This is a genomic window from Psychrobacter piechaudii (genome assembly GCF_900162825.1).
GTDB lineage: Bacteria > Pseudomonadota > Gammaproteobacteria > Pseudomonadales > Moraxellaceae > Psychrobacter > Psychrobacter piechaudii.
Window position 1 is genome coordinate 1 of the sequence record NZ_FUGE01000107.1, and the last position, 17,869, is coordinate 17,869.

Below are 17,869 nucleotides of genomic sequence, written 5' to 3' on the forward strand. Positions count from 1 at the left end.
GTAGCTTGAGGGTAGAGCAGGTTTGCGAATAAGAGGATGGACTTGTGCTGAGTGTGGCACATGGCATGATAGAGATATCAATGCTGCTAAGAACATCCTTGCGGTCGGGCTTGACCGTCTAGCTGTAGGAATCCCCTCGGTTTAGCGAGGGGAGGAGGTCAATCAGCGTTTTTAATGCAGGCTTCAAAGATAGATATCACTTTATAGTCTATAGCCTTCATTTTTTTGCATATTATCCATTAAGGTAGTTCTCAGATATGAGTCAAATCTTTACTCCTGTTGTTCCTGTTGCCCCCAGTATCACCAAAGTTATTCTTGCCATAACCGGTGGCATTGCTGCTTACAAATCTGCTTTATTAGCCCGACTATTGGTTAAAGAAGGCTTTGAGGTCCGAGTGATTATGACTCAAGGCGCACAGCAATTTATTACGCCGTTAACGCTTCAAGCCTTGACCGGCAATGAGGTGCATACTGAGTTGCTCGATACCGAAGCGGAAGCGGGTATGGGCCATATTGAATTGGCTAAATGGGCTGATTTAGTATTGATAGCGCCTGCCTCTGCCAATACCTTAGCCCGATTGGCAATGGGCATGGCAGATGATTTGTTGGCCACCGTCTGTTTAGCAACCAGCGCTCCAGTCATGATCGCTCCGGCGATGAACCAACAAATGTGGGCGCATCCTGCAGTGCAGCTTAATGTACAGACCCTAAGCGATATGGGTTATGAGATGATTGAGCCGGACAGTGGGGTCCAAGCTTGTGGTGATGTAGGAGCAGGGCGCTTGCCAGAGCCGGAAATTTTGTTAAGACGAGTGCTTAACTTCAAAGCGAAGTTAATGGTTCCGCAAAGTTTAACGGGTAAGAAAGTAACCATTACTGCAGGCCCGACAGTAGAAGCCATTGACCCTGTAAGATTCTTATCCAATCACTCAACCGGCAAAATGGGCTTTGCTTTGGCCCGCGCTTGTCGTGATGCAGGAGCCGAAGTTACTTTGATTGCTGGAGGCAAGGTCGATTTAACCACACCGCTTGACGTACAGCGCATTAATGTATTATCCGCCAATGATATGTTGCAAGCGGCCAGTCAGTCAGCGAAAGCAGGCTGTGATATCTTTATTGCTACCGCAGCCGTCGCCGACTACCGTACTCGAGATGCCGCCCCACAAAAGATTAAAAAAACCCAAGATGAGATGACTTTGGATTTGGTGAAAAACCCCGATATTTTGGCCACCATTTCCCACACTTATCCAGATATGTTCGTTGTGGGCTTTGCCGCTGAAACCCAAGATGTTGAAAAATATGCTCGAGGGAAGTTGGCTTCGAAAGACTTAGACATGATCGCTTGTAATGACGTGTCACGCAAAGACATTGGTTTTGCCAGTGATGAAAACGCGATGACCGTATTTTTCGCTGACAAGTATCAGCAGGAGCCTGAAGCACTAGACAAGGCCAGTAAAGATGAAATTGCCCGTCAATTGGTCGCTCTTATTGGCCAGACCATTTAATTAAAGGCTATTTAACTGAAAGCTATTTAACGGATGTAAAACGAGTAAACCAAAGGCCAGTATATGACTAACTTAACCAAAGAGACGCAAGCTGAAATCAGTCAGGTCACTAATGCCACCATTAAAACCATGCTAGAGCACCGCTCCGTCCGAGACTACACCGAGGAGCCTATTAGTGCAGAAATGCTTGAGGCCGTTTTGGAAGCAGGACGGGCAGTATCAACTTCTAATTACATGCAGTCAGTGAGTGTGGTGCGTATTACTGATCGCCAGCAGCGAATTAAGTTCCATCAAATCTCAAATGGTATGAGTGAAGAGCAGTATAATGAAGCGATTGCAGAAGGCAAAAAACTGGCTCATCCTTATGTTTTAGAAGCCCCTGAGTATTTGGTGTTCTGTATGGACACTCATCGTCACAGTCAGATAGAGCCAGAAGCTCAGCTTGATTGGATTGAGGTGTTAATAATTGCTGCAGTGGATGTGGCTTTATATGCTCAGAACGTAATGGCTACGGCAGAGTCATTGGGCTTAGGCGGCGTCTATATCGGTAGTATGCGTAATGATATTGAGCGGGCAGGCGAGGTTATCAAGGCACCAAAACATGTAGTACCACTATTTGGAATGTGCTTAGGACACCCTAGCGATTCGCCCAAGAATGCCACTACCAAACCGCGTTTGCCACTGTCTGTTTTGGTGTCTGAAAATCAGTATCAGCCAGCGACTGAGACACAGCTTGAGGATTTTAACCAAGCTGTTATCGACTACTACGTAGAACAGCGTGGAGAAGGGACGCATCCGGATTGGAAGGAACAAGTTAAAAAGGGGTTCGGAGGCCCAGTTCGTCCGCATGTGATGGACTACCTAAACAAGCAAGGGTTCGCCAAACGTTAACCGCTAATCAGATGAGTTGACCTTTAGTTTATAGCCAGTGGATATCAAATGTTCAACTCCGAAAACCTATTATTGACCTTCATTTTTACCGTTGCCTCTTTGCTACATGGAATCAGTGGCATTGGGGTGACGCTGGTTTCTACCACAGCTTTGGCGAGCATGTATTCTTTGCAGCACGCCATTATCCTAATTATCTTTCCTTCGCTAGTGCTCAACCTGATGACTTGGCTTGTCGGGGGCGGGTGTAGTATTGCTGAGAATTTTTGCTATTATCTCAAGCATTATTGGCTGCTTGCTTTGATGAGTCTATTGGGCAGCTTACTTGGCGTTAAGTTGCTATTATGGGTGGACAGCAGTTATATCTTAGTATTGCTATCTGCAGTGATTGCCTTTTATGTCATTAGTAATGCTTTGGGTAAAAGGATAATTCTACCTGCCACGACCCCAGTATTGATTGTTACCGGCCTTATTGCAGGCATAATAGGCGGGTCTACCAATGCCATGTCAACCATATTGCTGATGTACTTACTGGGTAGTAGTGATGATAAAAATACCATCGCTAAAGTAGGTAATATGTGTTACTTATTGGGTAAGGTCGCTCAAATTATTGTATTACGTGACTCACTGATTGCCTTACCTAAAGCGGACTGGTTATTAATTGGTTTATTGACCACGGTTTCGCTAGCCAGCTTAATGATTGGTATCCGCTTGCGTCAATATCTATCACAGGCCAGATTTCGACAGTTGGTGCTTGTTATTTTGACCGTTCTAGGGTTAAGGGTGGGCTGGCAAGGTATAGTCGGATTGATAGGCTAAATTAATAGGATAAACAATTACACGGCTATTTATCTTGAGTTAAGGGATGAAAGGAGAGAGTTATGAATACCGTTTATGGAATTAATAAAGGTGTGGTTAAAGCGGCTGTATTGACAAGTATCATGGCTTTATCTGTTTCTGCCTTGGCCACAGTGGGCGGGGGTCAACGTATTGAAATATTGGGCTATGATAAAGCGGAGCAAAAAGTGTTTGTCTTACGTCACTATGACGATGGACGTGGCCGCTTACCTCAGCTTTATTATTATGATTTATCTAGCAAAAACCCTGAGAAGTTGGTCGAAGTCCGTTCACTGTATATAAACCCTAAGACCAAAAAGTACGATGAGTTTGAGGACAGTAATGGTCGTTTTAGCAAGGAGCTGAAGCAGATTAAAAATAGAGTGGTTACGCTCAAGCCTACCTATACCCAAGTTACGGTCCAAGTAGAGTCGTTACGACAACAAAAAAAGAATAATCTACAGTCTTGGCTAGGCGAGATAGGTCAGGGGACCGAGTATCAGTTTAACTATAAATTAAACGCCGACGAGGCTAAGTACTCTAGCCCAGTGCATAGTGCCACCGCTTATTCAGTGTGTCTTACTGCAGATAATGTGGTCTATAAAGTGCCCAATAAGCCTTATGCTCTAAGCACAGTCAAATATAAAGGCACTTTAATGGAAGGAGGCTATGACTACCAAGATGCGGTCTTCTTAAAACAGACAAAGTAATTAAGCCTAGTTCAATATTAAATACACCCTTTAACGGGTCAAATAACATAGCAGTGACAGTATGAAAAATCAGCCGATTCGGGCGCTAGAGACTTCGTCTCAATTACAGTCGGATATCCAAGCACTAATAACAATAGAGCCACGATTTGAAAAGGTCTTTCAGCAAGTAGGCGTGCCAGACTTAAGGCGTAATCCAGGAGGATTTAAGCAGCTGATGCGTGCCATGGTGGGTCAACAGCTGTCGGTTGCAGCAGCCTCTAGTATTTGGAATAAGCTTGAAGCTGCCAGATTAACCAGTCCTGATGCCATCATGCATGCCGAGGATGAAGCACTGCATCAACAAGGATTATCGCGCCAAAAGATTCGCTATCTGCGCTCCTTGGTTGAGCATAATATTGATTTTGAAGCATTACAGTATCTGCCGGATACGGAAGTAATCAAGAGCTTAACCGCGGTAACGGGTATTGGTAACTGGACCGCAGAGATGTATTTATTGTTCAGCCTAGGCAGAGCCGATGTGTTGGCTGTAGATGATCTGGCCATTAAGGTAGGTGCTATGGACTTATTGCAGTTAGAAGCAAGGCCGAAGCCAAAACAACTTAAACTACTCTCTGAGCCATGGTCGCCATACCGTAGCGCGGCCAGCTTGTTGTTATGGTCACATTATGGTTGGCTCAAAGATCGTGATGCGGTGCCGGTGTGACACCACGGACGATTTATAACCTGCTTAGCTTCGAGGACTATATTTTTATAGCTGGTTTTTAGGACTGTTGTTGCTGTAATTCAAGCAATCTTTGATACAAGGCATTCTTTTTAACCCCAGTAATATCAGAGGCCAAAGCGGCTGCTTTTTTTACCGACAAGTCCTCAAGTAAGCGCAGCAGTAAAGGGTCGTACACATTTAAGTCATCATTGACGTCATTAATGTTGCCGCCCACCACCAACACAATCTCACCTTTTTGCTGATTATTGTCTGCTTCAACAAAGTCGACCAGATCACCGAGTGTTGATTTTTTAACGGTCTCAAAGGTCTTGGTAAGCTCACGACAAAGCGTAGCTGGACGGTTCCCCCCAAATACTTCAGCCATATCTTTTAAGCTGGCGACGATGCGATGCGGGGCTTCATAAAAAATTAAGGTTTCACTGCGCTCAGCATATTCTTGTAGCTGCTTAACTCGGCCATGTGTTTTGGCAGGCAAGAAGCCCACAAAGCTGAACTTATCAGAGGGCAGTCCAGCTACACTTAAGGCAGCAATCGCAGCACTGGCACCAACGACAGGAACGACAGCGACATTAGCGGCATGGGCAGCTTGAACCAACTGATAGCCTGGGTCACTAATCAACGGAGTGCCTGCATCACTGATTAACGCCACGGAATGACCGCGTTGAATCATCTCAATGATTTTTGGGGTTTGAACTTCACTGTTATGCTCATGGTATGCCCAAGTTTGGGTGTCAATGCCAAAGTTGGACAGCAGTTTGCCAGAAGTTCGGGTGTCCTCACAGGCAATAATATCTACCTTTTTTAGGGTATCGATGGCACGAGCAGTGATATCGCCCATATTACCAATAGGGGTGGCCACAATATATAGATAAGCTTTGGCTACCGAAGCACCAGTTTGAGGTTGAAATTGAGGCTGAGACTGCGAGGGTTGCTGAGTGTCATGTTGCACTGACATAAAATACCTTAATTAAAATTTTAAATATACATATAGGTTGCGTGTTACCAGTTTATCATGATGTGCTAATATATCTTGGTTCGCTTATCTTTATCTTCAACAATATTATCTTTAATACGCCGAGCAAATACAGAAGTCTGATGCAGAAAAAGGCTACAGGCATTCTAAACTCGATACCTTATCTAAACAGGTTTAAACTTAAACAGGTGTAACCTATGCCTTCTAACCCCTCATTACTTCGTTCGCCAAAACAGCGACAAGGAGGGCGTTATGAAAATATTGCTGCGGATTTTTTACAACAACATGGGCTGTCTATCATAGCCAAAAACTGGCAACAGCCCAAGATTGGTGAAATAGATTTAATATTGTTACAGCCGGGCCGAGCATGGGATACTTTAGTCTTCGCTGAAGTGCGTAAGCGTAAAGTGTCGCATTATGGAGATGCGGTAATGAGTATAACCTATGCCAAACAGCGTAAGCTCATTAAAACGGCTCGATTCTTTTTGCGACAAAATCCTAGCTATGCTGATCTTGATTGCCGGTTCGATGTCGTCGCCTTTAATCAGGTGGGTAAAGCTAACACTGCTCAAGACTTTTTACAGCCTAAATGGGTGCAAGGTGCTTTTATGGCTAATGCTTGGTAAAAGCTATTCTTAAATAGTGTTTTGCATATTGTGTTAGGGTTTTGTTACCAAATAGGTAAGTTAGAACGGGCTGATATAGGTAAACTAGGCAACATATTTTTTGAGATTATTTTTGAAGTTTTTTAAAAATACCCCTATCGTTATAGGCCATCCTAAGCTTTTTAGATAAACAATATACCTTTTGTAAAGCTAAAATGTGTTAGTAAGGCTATAAATAAGGACATTATAAAATGGCAAGTTCTTGGTTACCGGGCAATAAATCTATGAAACGTATCACCTTAGGCGTGGCATTAAGCGTCGGCTTATTGAGCGGCTGTGTTTCGCTACAAGCCATCAAGTCTCCAGAAGAGTCTTTTGGGGTAGCGGCAACAGATCGAACCTTAGCCCAACGTATCTTGGATAAAAGTATTGAAAATACTGCAAAGGTCAATATTAGCCGCATCAGTCCTACCTTCTCTGAAACTAGCCGTGTTAGTATTCACAGCTTCTATAGCACAGTGTTACTTACCGGTGAGGTGCCAGATGAAGAAGCCAAACAGCAAGTAGAAACGATTGTGTCTTCTATGCCAGATATCAAGCAACTGTATAATAAATTGACAGTGGCTAACATCAAAGGCGCCAGTTATACCGTTCACGATACTTACATTAGCTCAAAGGTTAATGCCAAGATCTTGGCCAATAACGCCATCAAAAATAGCCAAGTAAAAGTGGTGACTGATGACGGAATTGTTTATGTCATGGGTAAATTGACGCCAGCCCAACGCGAGCATTTAATCAATATTATTAATAGCACGGTGGGTATCAAAGAGTTGGTACTGTTAACAGAGCTTATCGATAATAATGGGGCGGTAATTAATGAGGACGACATCATTCAAGAAACCAATCTTGAGCCTCCAGCGCCGCGTTATATTGAAGAGCCAGTCCAAGGTGTGGCTGTGGTAGATCAGTCGTATGTTGATCAACAGGGGACTGTGAATGATTATCAGCCTGCTGCAGTAGCCACTGATGAGACAGGCAATAACTTAAATAATCAGAGTGCCCCTGTGCCACCGGCACAGAGCGCAGATAACATTTACCCTAGTCCTTATGGTGACTAGCCCATATATTGAATAAACTATGCAAAAATATAAAAGATGGACAGCTTCACTGGCAGTTACTGGTGTGGCTTTATGGTCACTACAAACGGTATCTGCCAACGCCTCACCAGGTTTACTGTTATTAAATGTGGTTAGCCCCAAGGGTGAAGTTAGCGTCACTAAAGACTTAAGTTATGGCAGTGAAGTGGATCAAAATCTAGATATTTATTATCCCAAAGCACTAGCCAAAGCCATCCGCAATAACCAAAATCCAAAAGCAGATTATCCTCTGGTTATATTTGTCCATGGTGGCTCGTGGGAAAGTGGCAATAAAGAGCAGTATGCTTTTGTCGGTCAAAGCTTGGCCAAAGCAGGCTATGTGACCGCTGTGATTAATTATCGTAAAGCCCCAAAGTTTATTTATCCTGCCTTCGTGAAGGATACAGCCCAAGCGATTGCTTGGTCGTATCATAACGCTGATAAGTTTTATGCTGATGCCAATAAGGTGGCGGTGATTGGTCACTCAGCAGGCGCATTTAATGCGGTCGCTGCTGTCTCTAATGCCGACTTTTTGCAGCCTTATGGTTTACAGCCCAGTGATATCAAAGCAGTAGTGGGCATTGCTGGTCCTTACAGCTATGACTTTAGAAAGTTTTCTACAAGAGGTGTGTTTCCTCAAGCAGCAAGTCCAGAGCAGGTGATGCCTGATGGCTTAATTAAGGCAGGAAGTAGTGGTAAGCAGCCTGACTATTTATTCATGACAGCAGAAAATGATAAGGTGGTTCACCTCAGTAATACCACCAAAATGGCGAAAGCTTTGACTGAAGCTGGTGCGACTGTGGTTACTGAAGAAATCGAAAAAGCCAACCATGCCACCAGTATTGCTGCCATGTCCACCTCATTGACTTGGGTAAATTCAGTCCGGCCCAAGCTCATTAACTATCTACAACAAAAACTGCAGTAGATTGTGAACTTTGCATGAACTAAAGGATATTAATAAACATCTATTAGGCAAATATCGACCACACTTGCTATAATCAAAAGCTTAACACGGGCTGTATGGACTTAATGTCCAAGTACATTGGTATAGATAATAACTATAGCTTAGAGATTAATCGCTTAGCTAACTTAAAGTAGCTGGTGGCTTAAAACTATCCCTAATAGCGCTACTACTTTTTGCCAGTCCGTTCCTTTATTTATTTTTACTCATTTCAATACTAATTATAGGTAGTTTCCATGAGCATGAACGCTGATGATTTAATCGCATTTTTACAGCCACATTTCCCAGACGCCTTTATTCAAGCTGCCAATCAAGGCAATAAGTTCGATGTGCGCGTGGTGGATGCCAGTTTTGAAGGTAAACGCTTGGTTCAGCGCCAGCAAGCCGTCTATGGTTTGGTAGGAGATATCATTGCCAGTGGTGAGATTCATGCCCTTAATATTCAGGCTTTGACTCCGCAAGAATGGGAACAGATGCAAGCCAACCAGTAATTTTGACTGAGCCAGTCAATTAAGAACAGGCAACTAAGGTCAGTCAGCTAAGACCCATCATTTAAGACTAGCCACAATAGAGTTGTATTTAGCAGTGAAGTCTTAGCCCTCATAAAATTTTAATCGTATTTCAGTTTAGGACAGTATTCAATGGACCAATTTCTAATTACCGGCCGTAGTCGCATTGCAGGCGAAGTCACTATTTCAGGGGCAAAAAACGCAGCCCTTCCACTTCTAGCTGCTATGATTTTGGCAGAAACACCCACCACATTGAATAACGTTCCTTCTTTGCAAGATGTGCGTACGCTGGTTAAGCTTATCGCAGGTTTGGGCATCACTATCGAGAAGAACGGCAATGTCGTTACTTGTGATACCAGCACCATTGAAAACTATTTTGCGCCTTACGAGTTAGTAAAAACCATGCGTGCCTCTATTTTGGTTTTAGGTCCGTTATTAGCACGTTTTGGCGAAGCTGAAGTGTCGCTACCTGGTGGCTGTGCGATTGGTTCACGTCCTGTAGATCAGCACTTAAAAGCCTTTGAAGCTATGGGCGCTGATATCAAAGTAGAAAATGGTTATGTTATTGCTAAAGCACCAGAAGGCGGTCGCCTAATTGGTTGTGAATTTAGCTTTGATATGGTGACTGTGGGTGGCACTGAAAACGTGCTTATCGCCGCCACTTTAGCCAAAGGCACCACAGTATTAGAAAACTGTGCTCGTGAGCCAGAGGTTGTCGACCTAGCCAATATGCTAGTGGCAATGGGGGCTAAAATTGAAGGTATTGGCACTTCAACGTTAACTATCGAAGGCGTAGAAAGCCTAAAAGGTTGTGAATATTCTGTGGTTGCTGATCGTATTGAGACCGGGTCTTATTTAGCGGGTGCTTTGATGACCGAAGGCGATGTGACCACCAAAAATACTGATCCTTCACTATTAATCCCTGTGCTACAGAAGTTTGAAGAGATGGGTGCAGTGGTTACCACAGGAGATGATTGGATTCGAGTTCAAATGACGGGTCGCCCTAAGCCGGTAGATATTCGCACTCAGCCTCACCCAGGCTTCCCAACAGACATGCAAGCGCAGTTAATGGCGGTTTGCTGCTTGGCAGAGGGCACAAGTACCATTAGTGAGAATATCTTTGAAAACCGTTATATGCATGTGCCAGAGTTAAAGCGCATGGGTGCAGATATTCAAGTAGATGGTCACACTGCTATTATCCGCGGAGTAGAAGAGTTTAATGCTGCTCCTGTAATGGCCACTGACCTGCGTGCTTCTATGTCACTGGTTATGGCAGCTGCTGCAGCTGAAGGAGAAACCTTGATTGAGCGCATTTATCATATTGACCGTGGTTATGAAAATGTAGAAGAAAAACTACGTGGTCTTGGGGTAAAAATTGAGCGAGTGAACCCTGCTACAGATAATGCTGAGTCAGAAGCTAACGACGATTAATTGATGCTGTAATAATCGATACCAAACACACTTTCATCAAATTAAGATACTCTTTACTATGACAGACACCAATGAATTATTGAATCAAGCTGATAGTGATTATAGCGGGTTAACTTTAGCACTATCTAAAGGGCGCATTTTAAAAGAAACCTTGCCTTTGCTAAAAGCGGCTGGTATCGAGCTTTTAGAAGATCCAGATAAATCACGCAAATTGATTTTTCCCACCTCTCATGAGCAAGTTCGTGTGCTGATTTTGCGTGCCAGTGATGTGCCCACTTATGTTGAACATGGGGCAGCGGATTTTGGTGTAGCCGGTAAAGATGTGTTGTTAGAGTATGGGGCGAAGCACGTATATGAGCTGCTTGATCTAAAGATTGCCCAATGTAAACTGATGACAGCAGGGATTAAAGGGGCAGAGTTGCCTAATCGTCGTCTACGTATTGCTACTAAGTACGTTAACGTTGCGCGTGCTTATTTTGCCAACCAAGGCCAGCAAGTTGATATTATTAAGCTTTATGGCTCAATGGAATTGGCGCCACTGGTAGGTTTGGGCGATCTAATTGTTGACGTAGTAGACACTGGTAATACCTTACGTGCTAACGGCTTAGAGCCACGCGAGCATATCTGTGATGTTTCATCACGATTAATTGTGAATCAGGTCAGTTATAAACGTAAATACAGTTTACTGCAGCCCATTTTAGACAGCTTTAAACAAAGTGTGGGCGAGTAGTTGCTTCATAAAAGAACACCACAGTATGTGGTGTTTTTTTATGCGAGTCGATATAAAAACTGAAGATAAAAATAACTTATATTTAATCTGTCAATTGATAAAATCGATTGGTTTGCATGTTAAACTGATAATATACCCTTTAATTTTAATGCTATATAACCTTCAATTTTATAAGACATAATTTATAAGACATAAAACTTAATATTATATTTTATTACCGTTATTCTCTCGAGGACATCCATGCGTATTTTGACCAGTACCGATGCTAATTTTGACCAGCAACTAACTGAGTTGCTTGCTTTTGAAACTGTGAATGATAAAGATTTGCTAGAGGCTGTAGACGCTATTATCCATCAGGTACGCCAAACTGGAGATGAAGCAGTACTAGAGCTGACGCAAAAGTTTGATTCGCACCCTGCAGCTTCTATGCAAGACTTGGTGTTGACTCAAAATGAGCTTAAAGCCGCTTACGATGCGCTAGAGGAGTCTATTAAATTTGCCTTAGACACAGCTGCAGACCGTATTAAAAGCTTCCATCAACGTCAGGTGCAAGAAACTTGGGAATATACCGATGATCTAGGCAACCGTTTGGGTCAGAAAGTAACGCCTTTAGATCGCGTTGGTATTTACGTACCTGGGGGATTGGCTTCTTATCCTTCCTCAGTATTAATGAATGCCATTCCTGCCAAAGTCGCTGGAGTCACTGAGGTCATTATGGTGGTACCGGCGCCAAAAGGGGAGCTTAACTCATTGGTATTGGCTGCAGCTTATCTGTCAGGGGTGGATAAAGTATTCACTATTGGCGGTGCTCAAGCAGTGGCTGCTTTGGCTTATGGTACTGATACCATTCCGCAAGTAGATAAGATTACGGGCCCAGGTAACAAGTATGTGGCCGCGGCGAAAAGAGCGGTATTTGGTCAAGTCGGTATTGATATGATTGCTGGGCCTTCTGAAGTCTTGGTGTACGCTGAGGGGGAAAAAAAGGATAATGCCGATTGGCTGGCAATGGATTTATTGTCCCAAGCTGAGCATGACATGGTCGCACAGTCTATTTTTGTTACTACCAGCGAAGAGCAACTACAAGCGGTCGAGCAGGCCATTGAAAAGGCATTAGCACAGTTGCCAAAAGCAGATATTGCCCGTCAGTCACTGCAAAATCGGGGGGCTTTAATTTTAGTGAAAGATCGTGCTGAAGGGTTACAAGTGATTAATCGCGTGGCTCCTGAGCATTTGGAGCTGTCTTTGGATAATCCGGATGAACTTATTGCTGATATTCGCCATGCCGGTGCTATCTTTATGGGTCGCCACACCCCTGAGGCCATTGGTGACTACTGTGCTGGGCCTAACCATGTGTTACCCACATCCGGCACAGCGAGATTCTCTTCACCATTGGGGGTCTATGATTTCCAGAAGAAATCTTCTTTAATTTATTGTACAAAAGAAGGCTCTAAGCCCTTAGCCCAAGTGGCAGATACGCTAGCTATGCAAGAAGACTTAGAAGCACACGCGCGCTCAGCCCGTTATCGCAGTGAGTCCTAAAATTGCTAGGTTCATTGCTAGGTACTGCTATTTAATGTAAGCGACATTAGCTGACGTATGAACACGATAACTTCGCTATTTTTCGATGAATGTTATCGTTTACCAGTAAGCAGCGTGATAAGATAAGTTATTGTATTGCTCTACATATACTAATAATAAGTGATAAAGACTATTAATAAGTGATAAAGACTATGGAATTTAAATTAGATACTCGATTGTGGTCTACCAAAGCCCGTAACTTGAACCCTTATGTGCCGGGTGAGCAGCCTAAGCATGATAATCTATGCAAACTAAATACCAATGAAAATCCTTTTCCACCCTCACCTAAAGTGGCAGAAGCTATTTCAGAGGCTTTGAGCAATCAAGCGGATCAATTGCGTTTATACCCAGCTCCTGAATCTGATGACTTAAAGCAGGCCTTAGCCGAAGCTTATAAGTTACAGGTAAACCAAGTGTTTGTGGGCAACGGCTCTGATGAAGTATTGGCTTTAGTATTCGCCAGTTTCTTCCTAAAAGAGCGTCCTTTGCTATCGCCTGATATTAGCTATAGCTTTTATCCTGTCTATGCAGATACCTTTGGGGTTGAGTTAGTGAATATACCTCTGAGGGAAGACTTTAGTATCGAGACTAACGATTACCGTCAGCCTTGCTCGGGTATTATTATTGCCAACCCTAATGCTCCTACAGGCATCTTATTATCATTAGAAGCCATTGATAAATTGGCTACTGAGCATCCAAATGCTGTGGTAGTCATTGATGAGGCTTATATTGACTTTGCTGATCAGGCAGAGGTGTCAGCCATTAGTTTGATCGATAAGCATGATAACTTATTGGTCACTCAGACTTTCTCAAAATCTCGCTCATTAGCCGGTCTGCGTGTGGGTATGGCATTTGGTAATCCATCTTTGATTGAAGCCCTAACTCGAATGAAAAACAGCTTTAACAGCTATCCTCTAGATCGTCTGGCGCAAGCTGGAGCCTTGGCTAGTGTGAAAGATGCAGCCTATTTTGAAGAGACTTGCCAGAAGGTTATTGAGCTACGTCAGCAACTAATCAGTGATTTGTCTGAGTTAGGTTTTAGCGTGCTACCCTCGCAAGCGAACTTTGTGTTTGCCCGTCCAGAGCAGGGGGATGCCGGTGAGATTGCCCAAGCTTTGCGTGAGCAAGGGGTGATTGTTCGTTATTTTAATCAGCCAAGAATCAGTGACTACTTACGTATCACCGTAGGGACGGCAGAACAAAATAAACGTCTGATTGATGCGCTAAAACAAAGAGTATCTGCTTAAGTTTTTTGCTAAAAAGATTAAATAAAAAGGTCAGAATCAATTCTGACCTTTTTTTATTCAATGGTTTATTAAGATTTGGTTCATTAAGCGTTAGGGTCTAAGATAGCCAAGAGATTACCCACTTTATCATGGCACTCTTGATACTCAGAGTCACAATCTGAGCCCACAGTAATTCCGCCGCCTGCCCATAGCGAGACTTGACCTTCTGAGTCTGCTTGTAACGAGCGAATAAGAACGTTCCATTGACCTGTGCCATCAAAGTTCAAGAAGCCCAAAGTACCGCAGTAGGCTCCTCGGGGAGCAACCTCTAGCTCACTAATAATTTCAACCGCTCGTTTTTTAGGAGTACCGGTAATGGAGCCTGCAGGCAAGCTATTAAATAAGACGGTCAACGGGTGATACTCTTCTTTGATAATGGCAGTAACGGTGCTGACCATGTGATGCACATTGCTAAAGCTTTCAATGGCGAATAGTTTGGGCACTTTAACACTGCCCACTTCGGCGTATTTACCCAAATCATTACGTAATAAATCGACAATCATCACATTTTCAGCTTTGTCTTTTTCACTTTGAGCCAGCTGCTGTTTCAGCTGTTCATCTTGTTCTTTAGTGGTGCCTCGCGGTAGGGTGCCTTTAATTGGCTTGGTAATAATTTGTGATTGGCTAGGCTGTGTTGGGTCATCTAGTTCGGCTTTATTAAACAACACAAATAACTCTGGAGAGCAGCTTAGAAGCTCAAATTCCAGATGAAATGAAGGGTCAGAGTTGGCTGTGATTTTAGATAGCGAATTATGAGCTGGGTTGTGAGTCAGGGCCAAATAGCCAGCAAAGGGGGCCTTGGTATTTTGATGCAAATCAGGCAAATAACCTACCAGACAGGGGTTTTGGTCAAAGTTATCTGCTGATAGAGCGCAGTCAGCTGAAGTCGCCAGTGTACCTTGCCATTTTTGAGTAAGGTTGATTTGATAGCTATCACCTTGATACAAATACTGCTGCGTTCGCTTAAAAGCTTGTGCGTATTGTTCAGCACTCCACAAGGCGGTTAATGGCAGAGCAGGGGCTGACACAGAGTGTTGTAATAAATCTAATAACTGTTCGTCAAATTGCTGTAGGTAGCAGACAATAGCATCTTTAACAGCTTGAGGCGTAAAACTCTCGGTATGTAACTCCCATCCTTGTGTATCGCAAGGTTTTAGATACACATCGTAGTGTCCCAAAAAAGCACAAGGCTGGTTTGCCATTCCAATTTCTGGACTGGCCGCTAAAGCTCTGGCACCAATATCATAGCCGACAAACCCCATTAAACCACTGTGATAAGCAGCTTTCCAAGCATAAGGAGGGGGCGACAATTCAGACTGTTGTTGCATCAGGCTTTGATCACAGTAGTGCGTCAGCTCTTCAATCCAGCTTTGATAGTCAAGGGTATAGCGATCGTATTGAGGGTTAATAGTGTCAGACTCTTGACGAGAGGTCTTTAATATCTCAATATTTAAGTTAAACTCTTTTAAGGTAGGAGGAACTGGGTCTGAGCCGTTATAAACAGTCCAAGAGGTTTTGGGCAATAAGCCGATAACCTGCTGCCCTTCGTTATTGAGCCAGCAAGGGTGCCACGGTAAGTGCGACAGGCAACTTTGTTCAATGAAGTCTATCAGATGAGGTAGGAGCTGATGAGATGGCAAGTTATGAAAAGCAAAAGTATGGTAAATCATAAACGCTCGATATCTTTAGCGACAAACGCAAAATTTATTTATTATAAAGACAATAAGATAAGTTGAAGGGGCGGATAATAAGTTAACAGTAGGCTATTTTACATTGTGCTAAAGCGTGATAACACTGTTTAAACTGATATATTGCTCTCAATTACATAAAATGAAAGACAGTATTGATATAACAGTTAATTTATCTTCAGGGTTTTTTATAATATTTAATCTTTAAAAGATATTAATAAACTAACAAAGAAAAGAGTATTTAAACCCATTAATTCATTTAATTTTTAGGAAAAATTTTTTATGGCTAACAAATCTAATAAGTCTAACACCAGTAAAAAAATCATTGATGGCGTTGATGCTGTAGGCCACGTGGCTCGCAGTGGTTTAGAGCGTTTTGGCGCACTGCTAGATAGTCTTAATGCTAAATCTGGTAAAGCCAGTCAATTCAAAGCGGTCGATTTGTCAGAGTATAAAGACAAAAATGTTAACAACCTGTTGAGTCAACAGACCTTAAAAACCTCACAGCAGTTGCTAGGAACTCGTTTTAGCACTTACAGCAAGTATGCCAAAAAAGTGGTGCCAGACAGTATTTTTCAAAAAGCTTCTGATGGTGTATTTTCACAAGTGGCTAAATTAGCAGCTACTTGGAGTGAAATTGACCTACCTCGTGAGCAGCGTTTCAAGGGGGTTCAAGGGTTAACAGATCAAGAGCGTAATGCCTTAGCGCGCGATATCGCCAACCAAAACCGAGCTTTAGCGACAATGGGCGGGGTAACGGGCTTAGCCGGTCTACCAGGTATGTTGGCCGATACTTTATGGTTATTGTTAGTGTCATTGCGTACAGTTTATCAGTTGGCTACGGTATATGATAAGCCATTAACGGGTAAGCAGGGCGTTAAGATGGCGTATGCGGTATTAGGCAGTGCGGATCTTAGTAAGATGCAAGAAAAGCAGACAATTTTAGCTGGCCTTGGCGTGGCGAAAGGTCTAGTAGCCAGTGCAGATAATAATGGTCTACGCAGCGAACTAACCAAAGGTCTAGGCATTGTTAATCCAAATGTGCAGTTCTATGCTCAGCAAGTGGACAAGCTAGCAGAGCAGTTTAACTTTGATATGGATAATATCAACCTAAGCTGGATAGGTAAGTTTTTACCCCTAGTATCAGTGGCCACTACGGTGCACTATAACAGTCATTTGATTGATCAGGTTATTGGGGTGGCAAAAGCTACTTTTGGTCCAGAACCTATCGTGGCCAAACAAGCTTTGACTAATGGCGCTAAAGCCACTGAAGCTGAAACTGAAACTGAAACTGAAACAGACGATAAATCAGATAAAAATGATAAGTCTGATGAAAAATCGGATAAAAATACCGAAAAAAACGAGAGTAACGACGCTAAAGATACGGAAGTAAGCGATGAAGTGGCGGATCAATTCGGTGAAGAGCCTAAGGATCCAACCAAAGGCGCTGAAACTCAAGAGAGCTATGACTTCCATACAGAAAGTGATGACTCTTCAGAAAAAAACACTGAATCAAAGTCTGAAGCTGATTCTAGTAAAGATCAGGCCAATAAAGGCAGCTAAGTCAGTTTTAACTTAATAGGCTAGAATATTTTTCAGCTAATTATAGGGCGCGGTGCTAGTGGTTGATAAGGTAATTAACCTATATTATCACCTTGCATCATGCTCTATAACTCTGTAAAATTACCGCCTTAACTTCCCGCTGAGGAAGGCTAGAATAGCAGGGGGTTGGTGTTATGTGCTGGAATGATCCAGTGATATGATGGCTAACCACTAATGCGTTTAGTGCCTCAGTTACGTACAGCCCAGCTGTATATCGGACACAGAGAGAATTTATTATGCGTAAAGATATCCATCCAGAGTACAAAGAAGTATTATTCCACGACACTAACGCTGACGTGTTCTTCTTAACTCGTTCAACAGCTAAAACTAAAGCTACTCGTGAGTATGAAGGTAAAGAATATCCTTACTACCCACTAGATATTTCTAGCGCTTCACATCCTTTCTACACTGGCGAGCAACGTAAAACTTCTAACGAAGGTCGTGTTGCAAGCTTCAACAAACGCTTTGGCGCGTTTGGTGGCCGTAGCAAGGCTAAGAAAACTGACGCTGAATAATTTTTTTGATTATTTTGCTATAAGTATTCTGCTTTAAGTTTAAGCAAAAAAAACCACTGAACTCCTTATACGAGTTGCGGTGGTTTTTTTATGTCTGAGAATTCCTATCGCTTTTATACACTTAATATTATTAGAATCAGCCTTAAATAAAGACATGGCTGTTGACCTACCTTTGAAGTTTGAATGTATAC

General features: G+C 42.9%; 17 protein-coding genes and 1 pseudogene. 16 read left to right on the forward strand and 2 right to left on the reverse strand.

The genetic code is table 11. From position 1 onward, the window contains the following. Positions 1–7: 7 nt before the first annotated feature. The 6 genes and pseudogenes from A1019T_RS05160 to A1019T_RS05185 all read left to right on the forward strand — a co-directional run. Positions 8–145 (forward strand): annotated as a pseudogene (locus A1019T_RS05160) (zinc ribbon domain-containing protein); the annotation flags it as partial. Positions 146–257: 112 nt separating this feature from the next. Continuing rightward, positions 258–1,505: a bifunctional phosphopantothenoylcysteine decarboxylase/phosphopantothenate--cysteine ligase CoaBC gene (coaBC, locus tag A1019T_RS05165; RefSeq protein ID WP_077450720.1), complete on the forward strand. Its 1,248-nt coding sequence runs from the start codon at positions 258–260 to the stop codon at positions 1,503–1,505. 63 nt (positions 1,506–1,568) lie between these two features. After that, positions 1,569–2,396: an oxygen-insensitive NADPH nitroreductase gene (nfsA, locus tag A1019T_RS05170; protein ID WP_077450721.1), complete on the forward strand. Its 828-nt coding sequence runs from the start codon at positions 1,569–1,571 to the stop codon at positions 2,394–2,396. Between the two features lie 48 nt (positions 2,397–2,444). Continuing rightward, positions 2,445–3,212, forward strand: a complete 768-nt coding sequence (locus A1019T_RS05175) for a TSUP family transporter (protein ID WP_077450722.1) — start codon at positions 2,445–2,447, stop codon at positions 3,210–3,212. A gap of 62 nt (positions 3,213–3,274) precedes the next feature. Then, entirely contained in the window at positions 3,275–3,940 is a 666-nt protein-coding gene (locus tag A1019T_RS05180) for a hypothetical protein (RefSeq protein ID WP_077450723.1), read from the forward strand. A gap of 61 nt (positions 3,941–4,001) precedes the next feature. Further along, positions 4,002–4,643, forward strand: a complete 642-nt coding sequence (locus A1019T_RS05185) for a DNA-3-methyladenine glycosylase family protein (protein ID WP_077450724.1) — start codon at positions 4,002–4,004, stop codon at positions 4,641–4,643. A gap of 58 nt (positions 4,644–4,701) precedes the next feature. Here the strand turns inward: A1019T_RS05185 and rsmI are convergent, their stop codons facing one another. Next, a complete protein-coding gene (rsmI, locus tag A1019T_RS05190; protein WP_077450725.1) occupies positions 4,702–5,619 on the reverse strand; it encodes a 16S rRNA (cytidine(1402)-2'-O)-methyltransferase in 918 nt (305 codons plus the stop codon). Between the two features lie 215 nt (positions 5,620–5,834). Between rsmI and A1019T_RS05195 the strand changes: the two genes are divergently transcribed. From A1019T_RS05195 to hisC, 8 genes are all read left to right on the forward strand, one after another. Next, a complete protein-coding gene (locus A1019T_RS05195) occupies positions 5,835–6,263 on the forward strand; it encodes a YraN family protein (protein ID WP_077450726.1) in 429 nt (142 codons plus the stop codon). A 230-nt stretch (positions 6,264–6,493) separates the two neighbouring features. After that, on the forward strand, positions 6,494–7,360 hold the full coding sequence (locus A1019T_RS05200) for a BON domain-containing protein (RefSeq protein WP_077450727.1): 867 nt from the start codon (positions 6,494–6,496) through the stop codon (positions 7,358–7,360). Between the two features lie 19 nt (positions 7,361–7,379). Then, positions 7,380–8,303 (forward strand): alpha/beta hydrolase, encoded by a 924-nt coding sequence (locus A1019T_RS05205; protein WP_077450728.1) that lies wholly within the window; start codon positions 7,380–7,382, stop codon positions 8,301–8,303. A 272-nt stretch (positions 8,304–8,575) separates the two neighbouring features. Continuing rightward, positions 8,576–8,830 carry a BolA family protein gene (locus tag A1019T_RS05210; protein WP_077450729.1) on the forward strand — a complete coding sequence of 85 codons (255 nt, stop codon included), beginning with the start codon at positions 8,576–8,578 and terminating at the stop codon, positions 8,828–8,830. 150 nt (positions 8,831–8,980) lie between these two features. Then, positions 8,981–10,279: a UDP-N-acetylglucosamine 1-carboxyvinyltransferase gene (murA, locus tag A1019T_RS05215; protein WP_077450730.1), complete on the forward strand. Its 1,299-nt coding sequence runs from the start codon at positions 8,981–8,983 to the stop codon at positions 10,277–10,279. A gap of 58 nt (positions 10,280–10,337) precedes the next feature. Further along, the gene (gene hisG, locus A1019T_RS05220) at positions 10,338–11,009 is read left to right on the forward strand and encodes an ATP phosphoribosyltransferase (RefSeq protein ID WP_077450731.1); all 672 of its coding nucleotides are present in this window, start codon (positions 10,338–10,340) and stop codon (positions 11,007–11,009) included. Between the two features lie 240 nt (positions 11,010–11,249). Continuing rightward, positions 11,250–12,548 (forward strand): histidinol dehydrogenase, encoded by a 1,299-nt coding sequence (gene hisD / locus A1019T_RS05225; RefSeq protein WP_077450732.1) that lies wholly within the window; start codon positions 11,250–11,252, stop codon positions 12,546–12,548. 191 nt (positions 12,549–12,739) lie between these two features. Further along, positions 12,740–13,834 (forward strand): histidinol-phosphate transaminase, encoded by a 1,095-nt coding sequence (hisC, locus tag A1019T_RS05230; protein ID WP_077450733.1) that lies wholly within the window; start codon positions 12,740–12,742, stop codon positions 13,832–13,834. An 83-nt stretch (positions 13,835–13,917) separates the two neighbouring features. Here hisC and A1019T_RS05235 read toward each other — a convergent pair whose 3' ends face one another. Further along, positions 13,918–15,543 (reverse strand): anthranilate synthase component I family protein, encoded by a 1,626-nt coding sequence (locus A1019T_RS05235; protein WP_077450734.1) that lies wholly within the window; start codon positions 15,541–15,543, stop codon positions 13,918–13,920. A 300-nt stretch (positions 15,544–15,843) separates the two neighbouring features. Here A1019T_RS05235 and A1019T_RS05240 point away from each other — a divergent pair, with 300 nt between their 5' ends. Beyond that, positions 15,844–17,124 (forward strand): EcsC family protein, encoded by a 1,281-nt coding sequence (locus A1019T_RS05240; RefSeq protein ID WP_077450735.1) that lies wholly within the window; start codon positions 15,844–15,846, stop codon positions 17,122–17,124. Between the two features lie 275 nt (positions 17,125–17,399). Next, positions 17,400–17,678 (forward strand): type B 50S ribosomal protein L31, encoded by a 279-nt coding sequence (locus tag A1019T_RS05245; protein ID WP_028857892.1) that lies wholly within the window; start codon positions 17,400–17,402, stop codon positions 17,676–17,678. Positions 17,679–17,869: the final 191 nt, after the last annotated feature.

Excerpts from the sequence above, each read along its gene's own strand:
- murA (WP_077450730.1), top strand. The coding sequence starts at position 8,981 with ATGGACCAATTTCTAATTACCGGCCGTAGTCGCATTGCAGGCGAAGTC.
- A1019T_RS05210 (WP_077450729.1), top strand. The coding sequence starts at position 8,576 with ATGAGCATGAACGCTGATGATTTAATCGCATTTTTACAGCCACATTTC.
- A1019T_RS05235 (WP_077450734.1), bottom strand. The coding sequence starts at position 15,543 with ATGATTTACCATACTTTTGCTTTTCATAACTTGCCATCTCATCAGCTC.
- A1019T_RS05205 (WP_077450728.1), top strand. The coding sequence starts at position 7,380 with ATGCAAAAATATAAAAGATGGACAGCTTCACTGGCAGTTACTGGTGTG.
- rsmI (WP_077450725.1), bottom strand. The coding sequence starts at position 5,619 with ATGTCAGTGCAACATGACACTCAGCAACCCTCGCAGTCTCAGCCTCAA.
- hisD (WP_077450732.1), top strand. The coding sequence starts at position 11,250 with ATGCGTATTTTGACCAGTACCGATGCTAATTTTGACCAGCAACTAACT.
- coaBC (WP_077450720.1), top strand. The coding sequence starts at position 258 with ATGAGTCAAATCTTTACTCCTGTTGTTCCTGTTGCCCCCAGTATCACC.
- A1019T_RS05200 (WP_077450727.1), top strand. The coding sequence starts at position 6,494 with ATGGCAAGTTCTTGGTTACCGGGCAATAAATCTATGAAACGTATCACC.
- hisC (WP_077450733.1), top strand. The coding sequence starts at position 12,740 with ATGGAATTTAAATTAGATACTCGATTGTGGTCTACCAAAGCCCGTAAC.
- A1019T_RS05175 (WP_077450722.1), top strand. The coding sequence starts at position 2,445 with ATGTTCAACTCCGAAAACCTATTATTGACCTTCATTTTTACCGTTGCC.
- A1019T_RS05185 (WP_077450724.1), top strand. The coding sequence starts at position 4,002 with ATGAAAAATCAGCCGATTCGGGCGCTAGAGACTTCGTCTCAATTACAG.
- A1019T_RS05245 (WP_028857892.1), top strand. The coding sequence starts at position 17,400 with ATGCGTAAAGATATCCATCCAGAGTACAAAGAAGTATTATTCCACGAC.
- hisG (WP_077450731.1), top strand. The coding sequence starts at position 10,338 with ATGACAGACACCAATGAATTATTGAATCAAGCTGATAGTGATTATAGC.
- A1019T_RS05195 (WP_077450726.1), top strand. The coding sequence starts at position 5,835 with ATGCCTTCTAACCCCTCATTACTTCGTTCGCCAAAACAGCGACAAGGA.
- A1019T_RS05180 (WP_077450723.1), top strand. The coding sequence starts at position 3,275 with ATGAATACCGTTTATGGAATTAATAAAGGTGTGGTTAAAGCGGCTGTA.
- nfsA (WP_077450721.1), top strand. The coding sequence starts at position 1,569 with ATGACTAACTTAACCAAAGAGACGCAAGCTGAAATCAGTCAGGTCACT.
- A1019T_RS05240 (WP_077450735.1), top strand. The coding sequence starts at position 15,844 with ATGGCTAACAAATCTAATAAGTCTAACACCAGTAAAAAAATCATTGAT.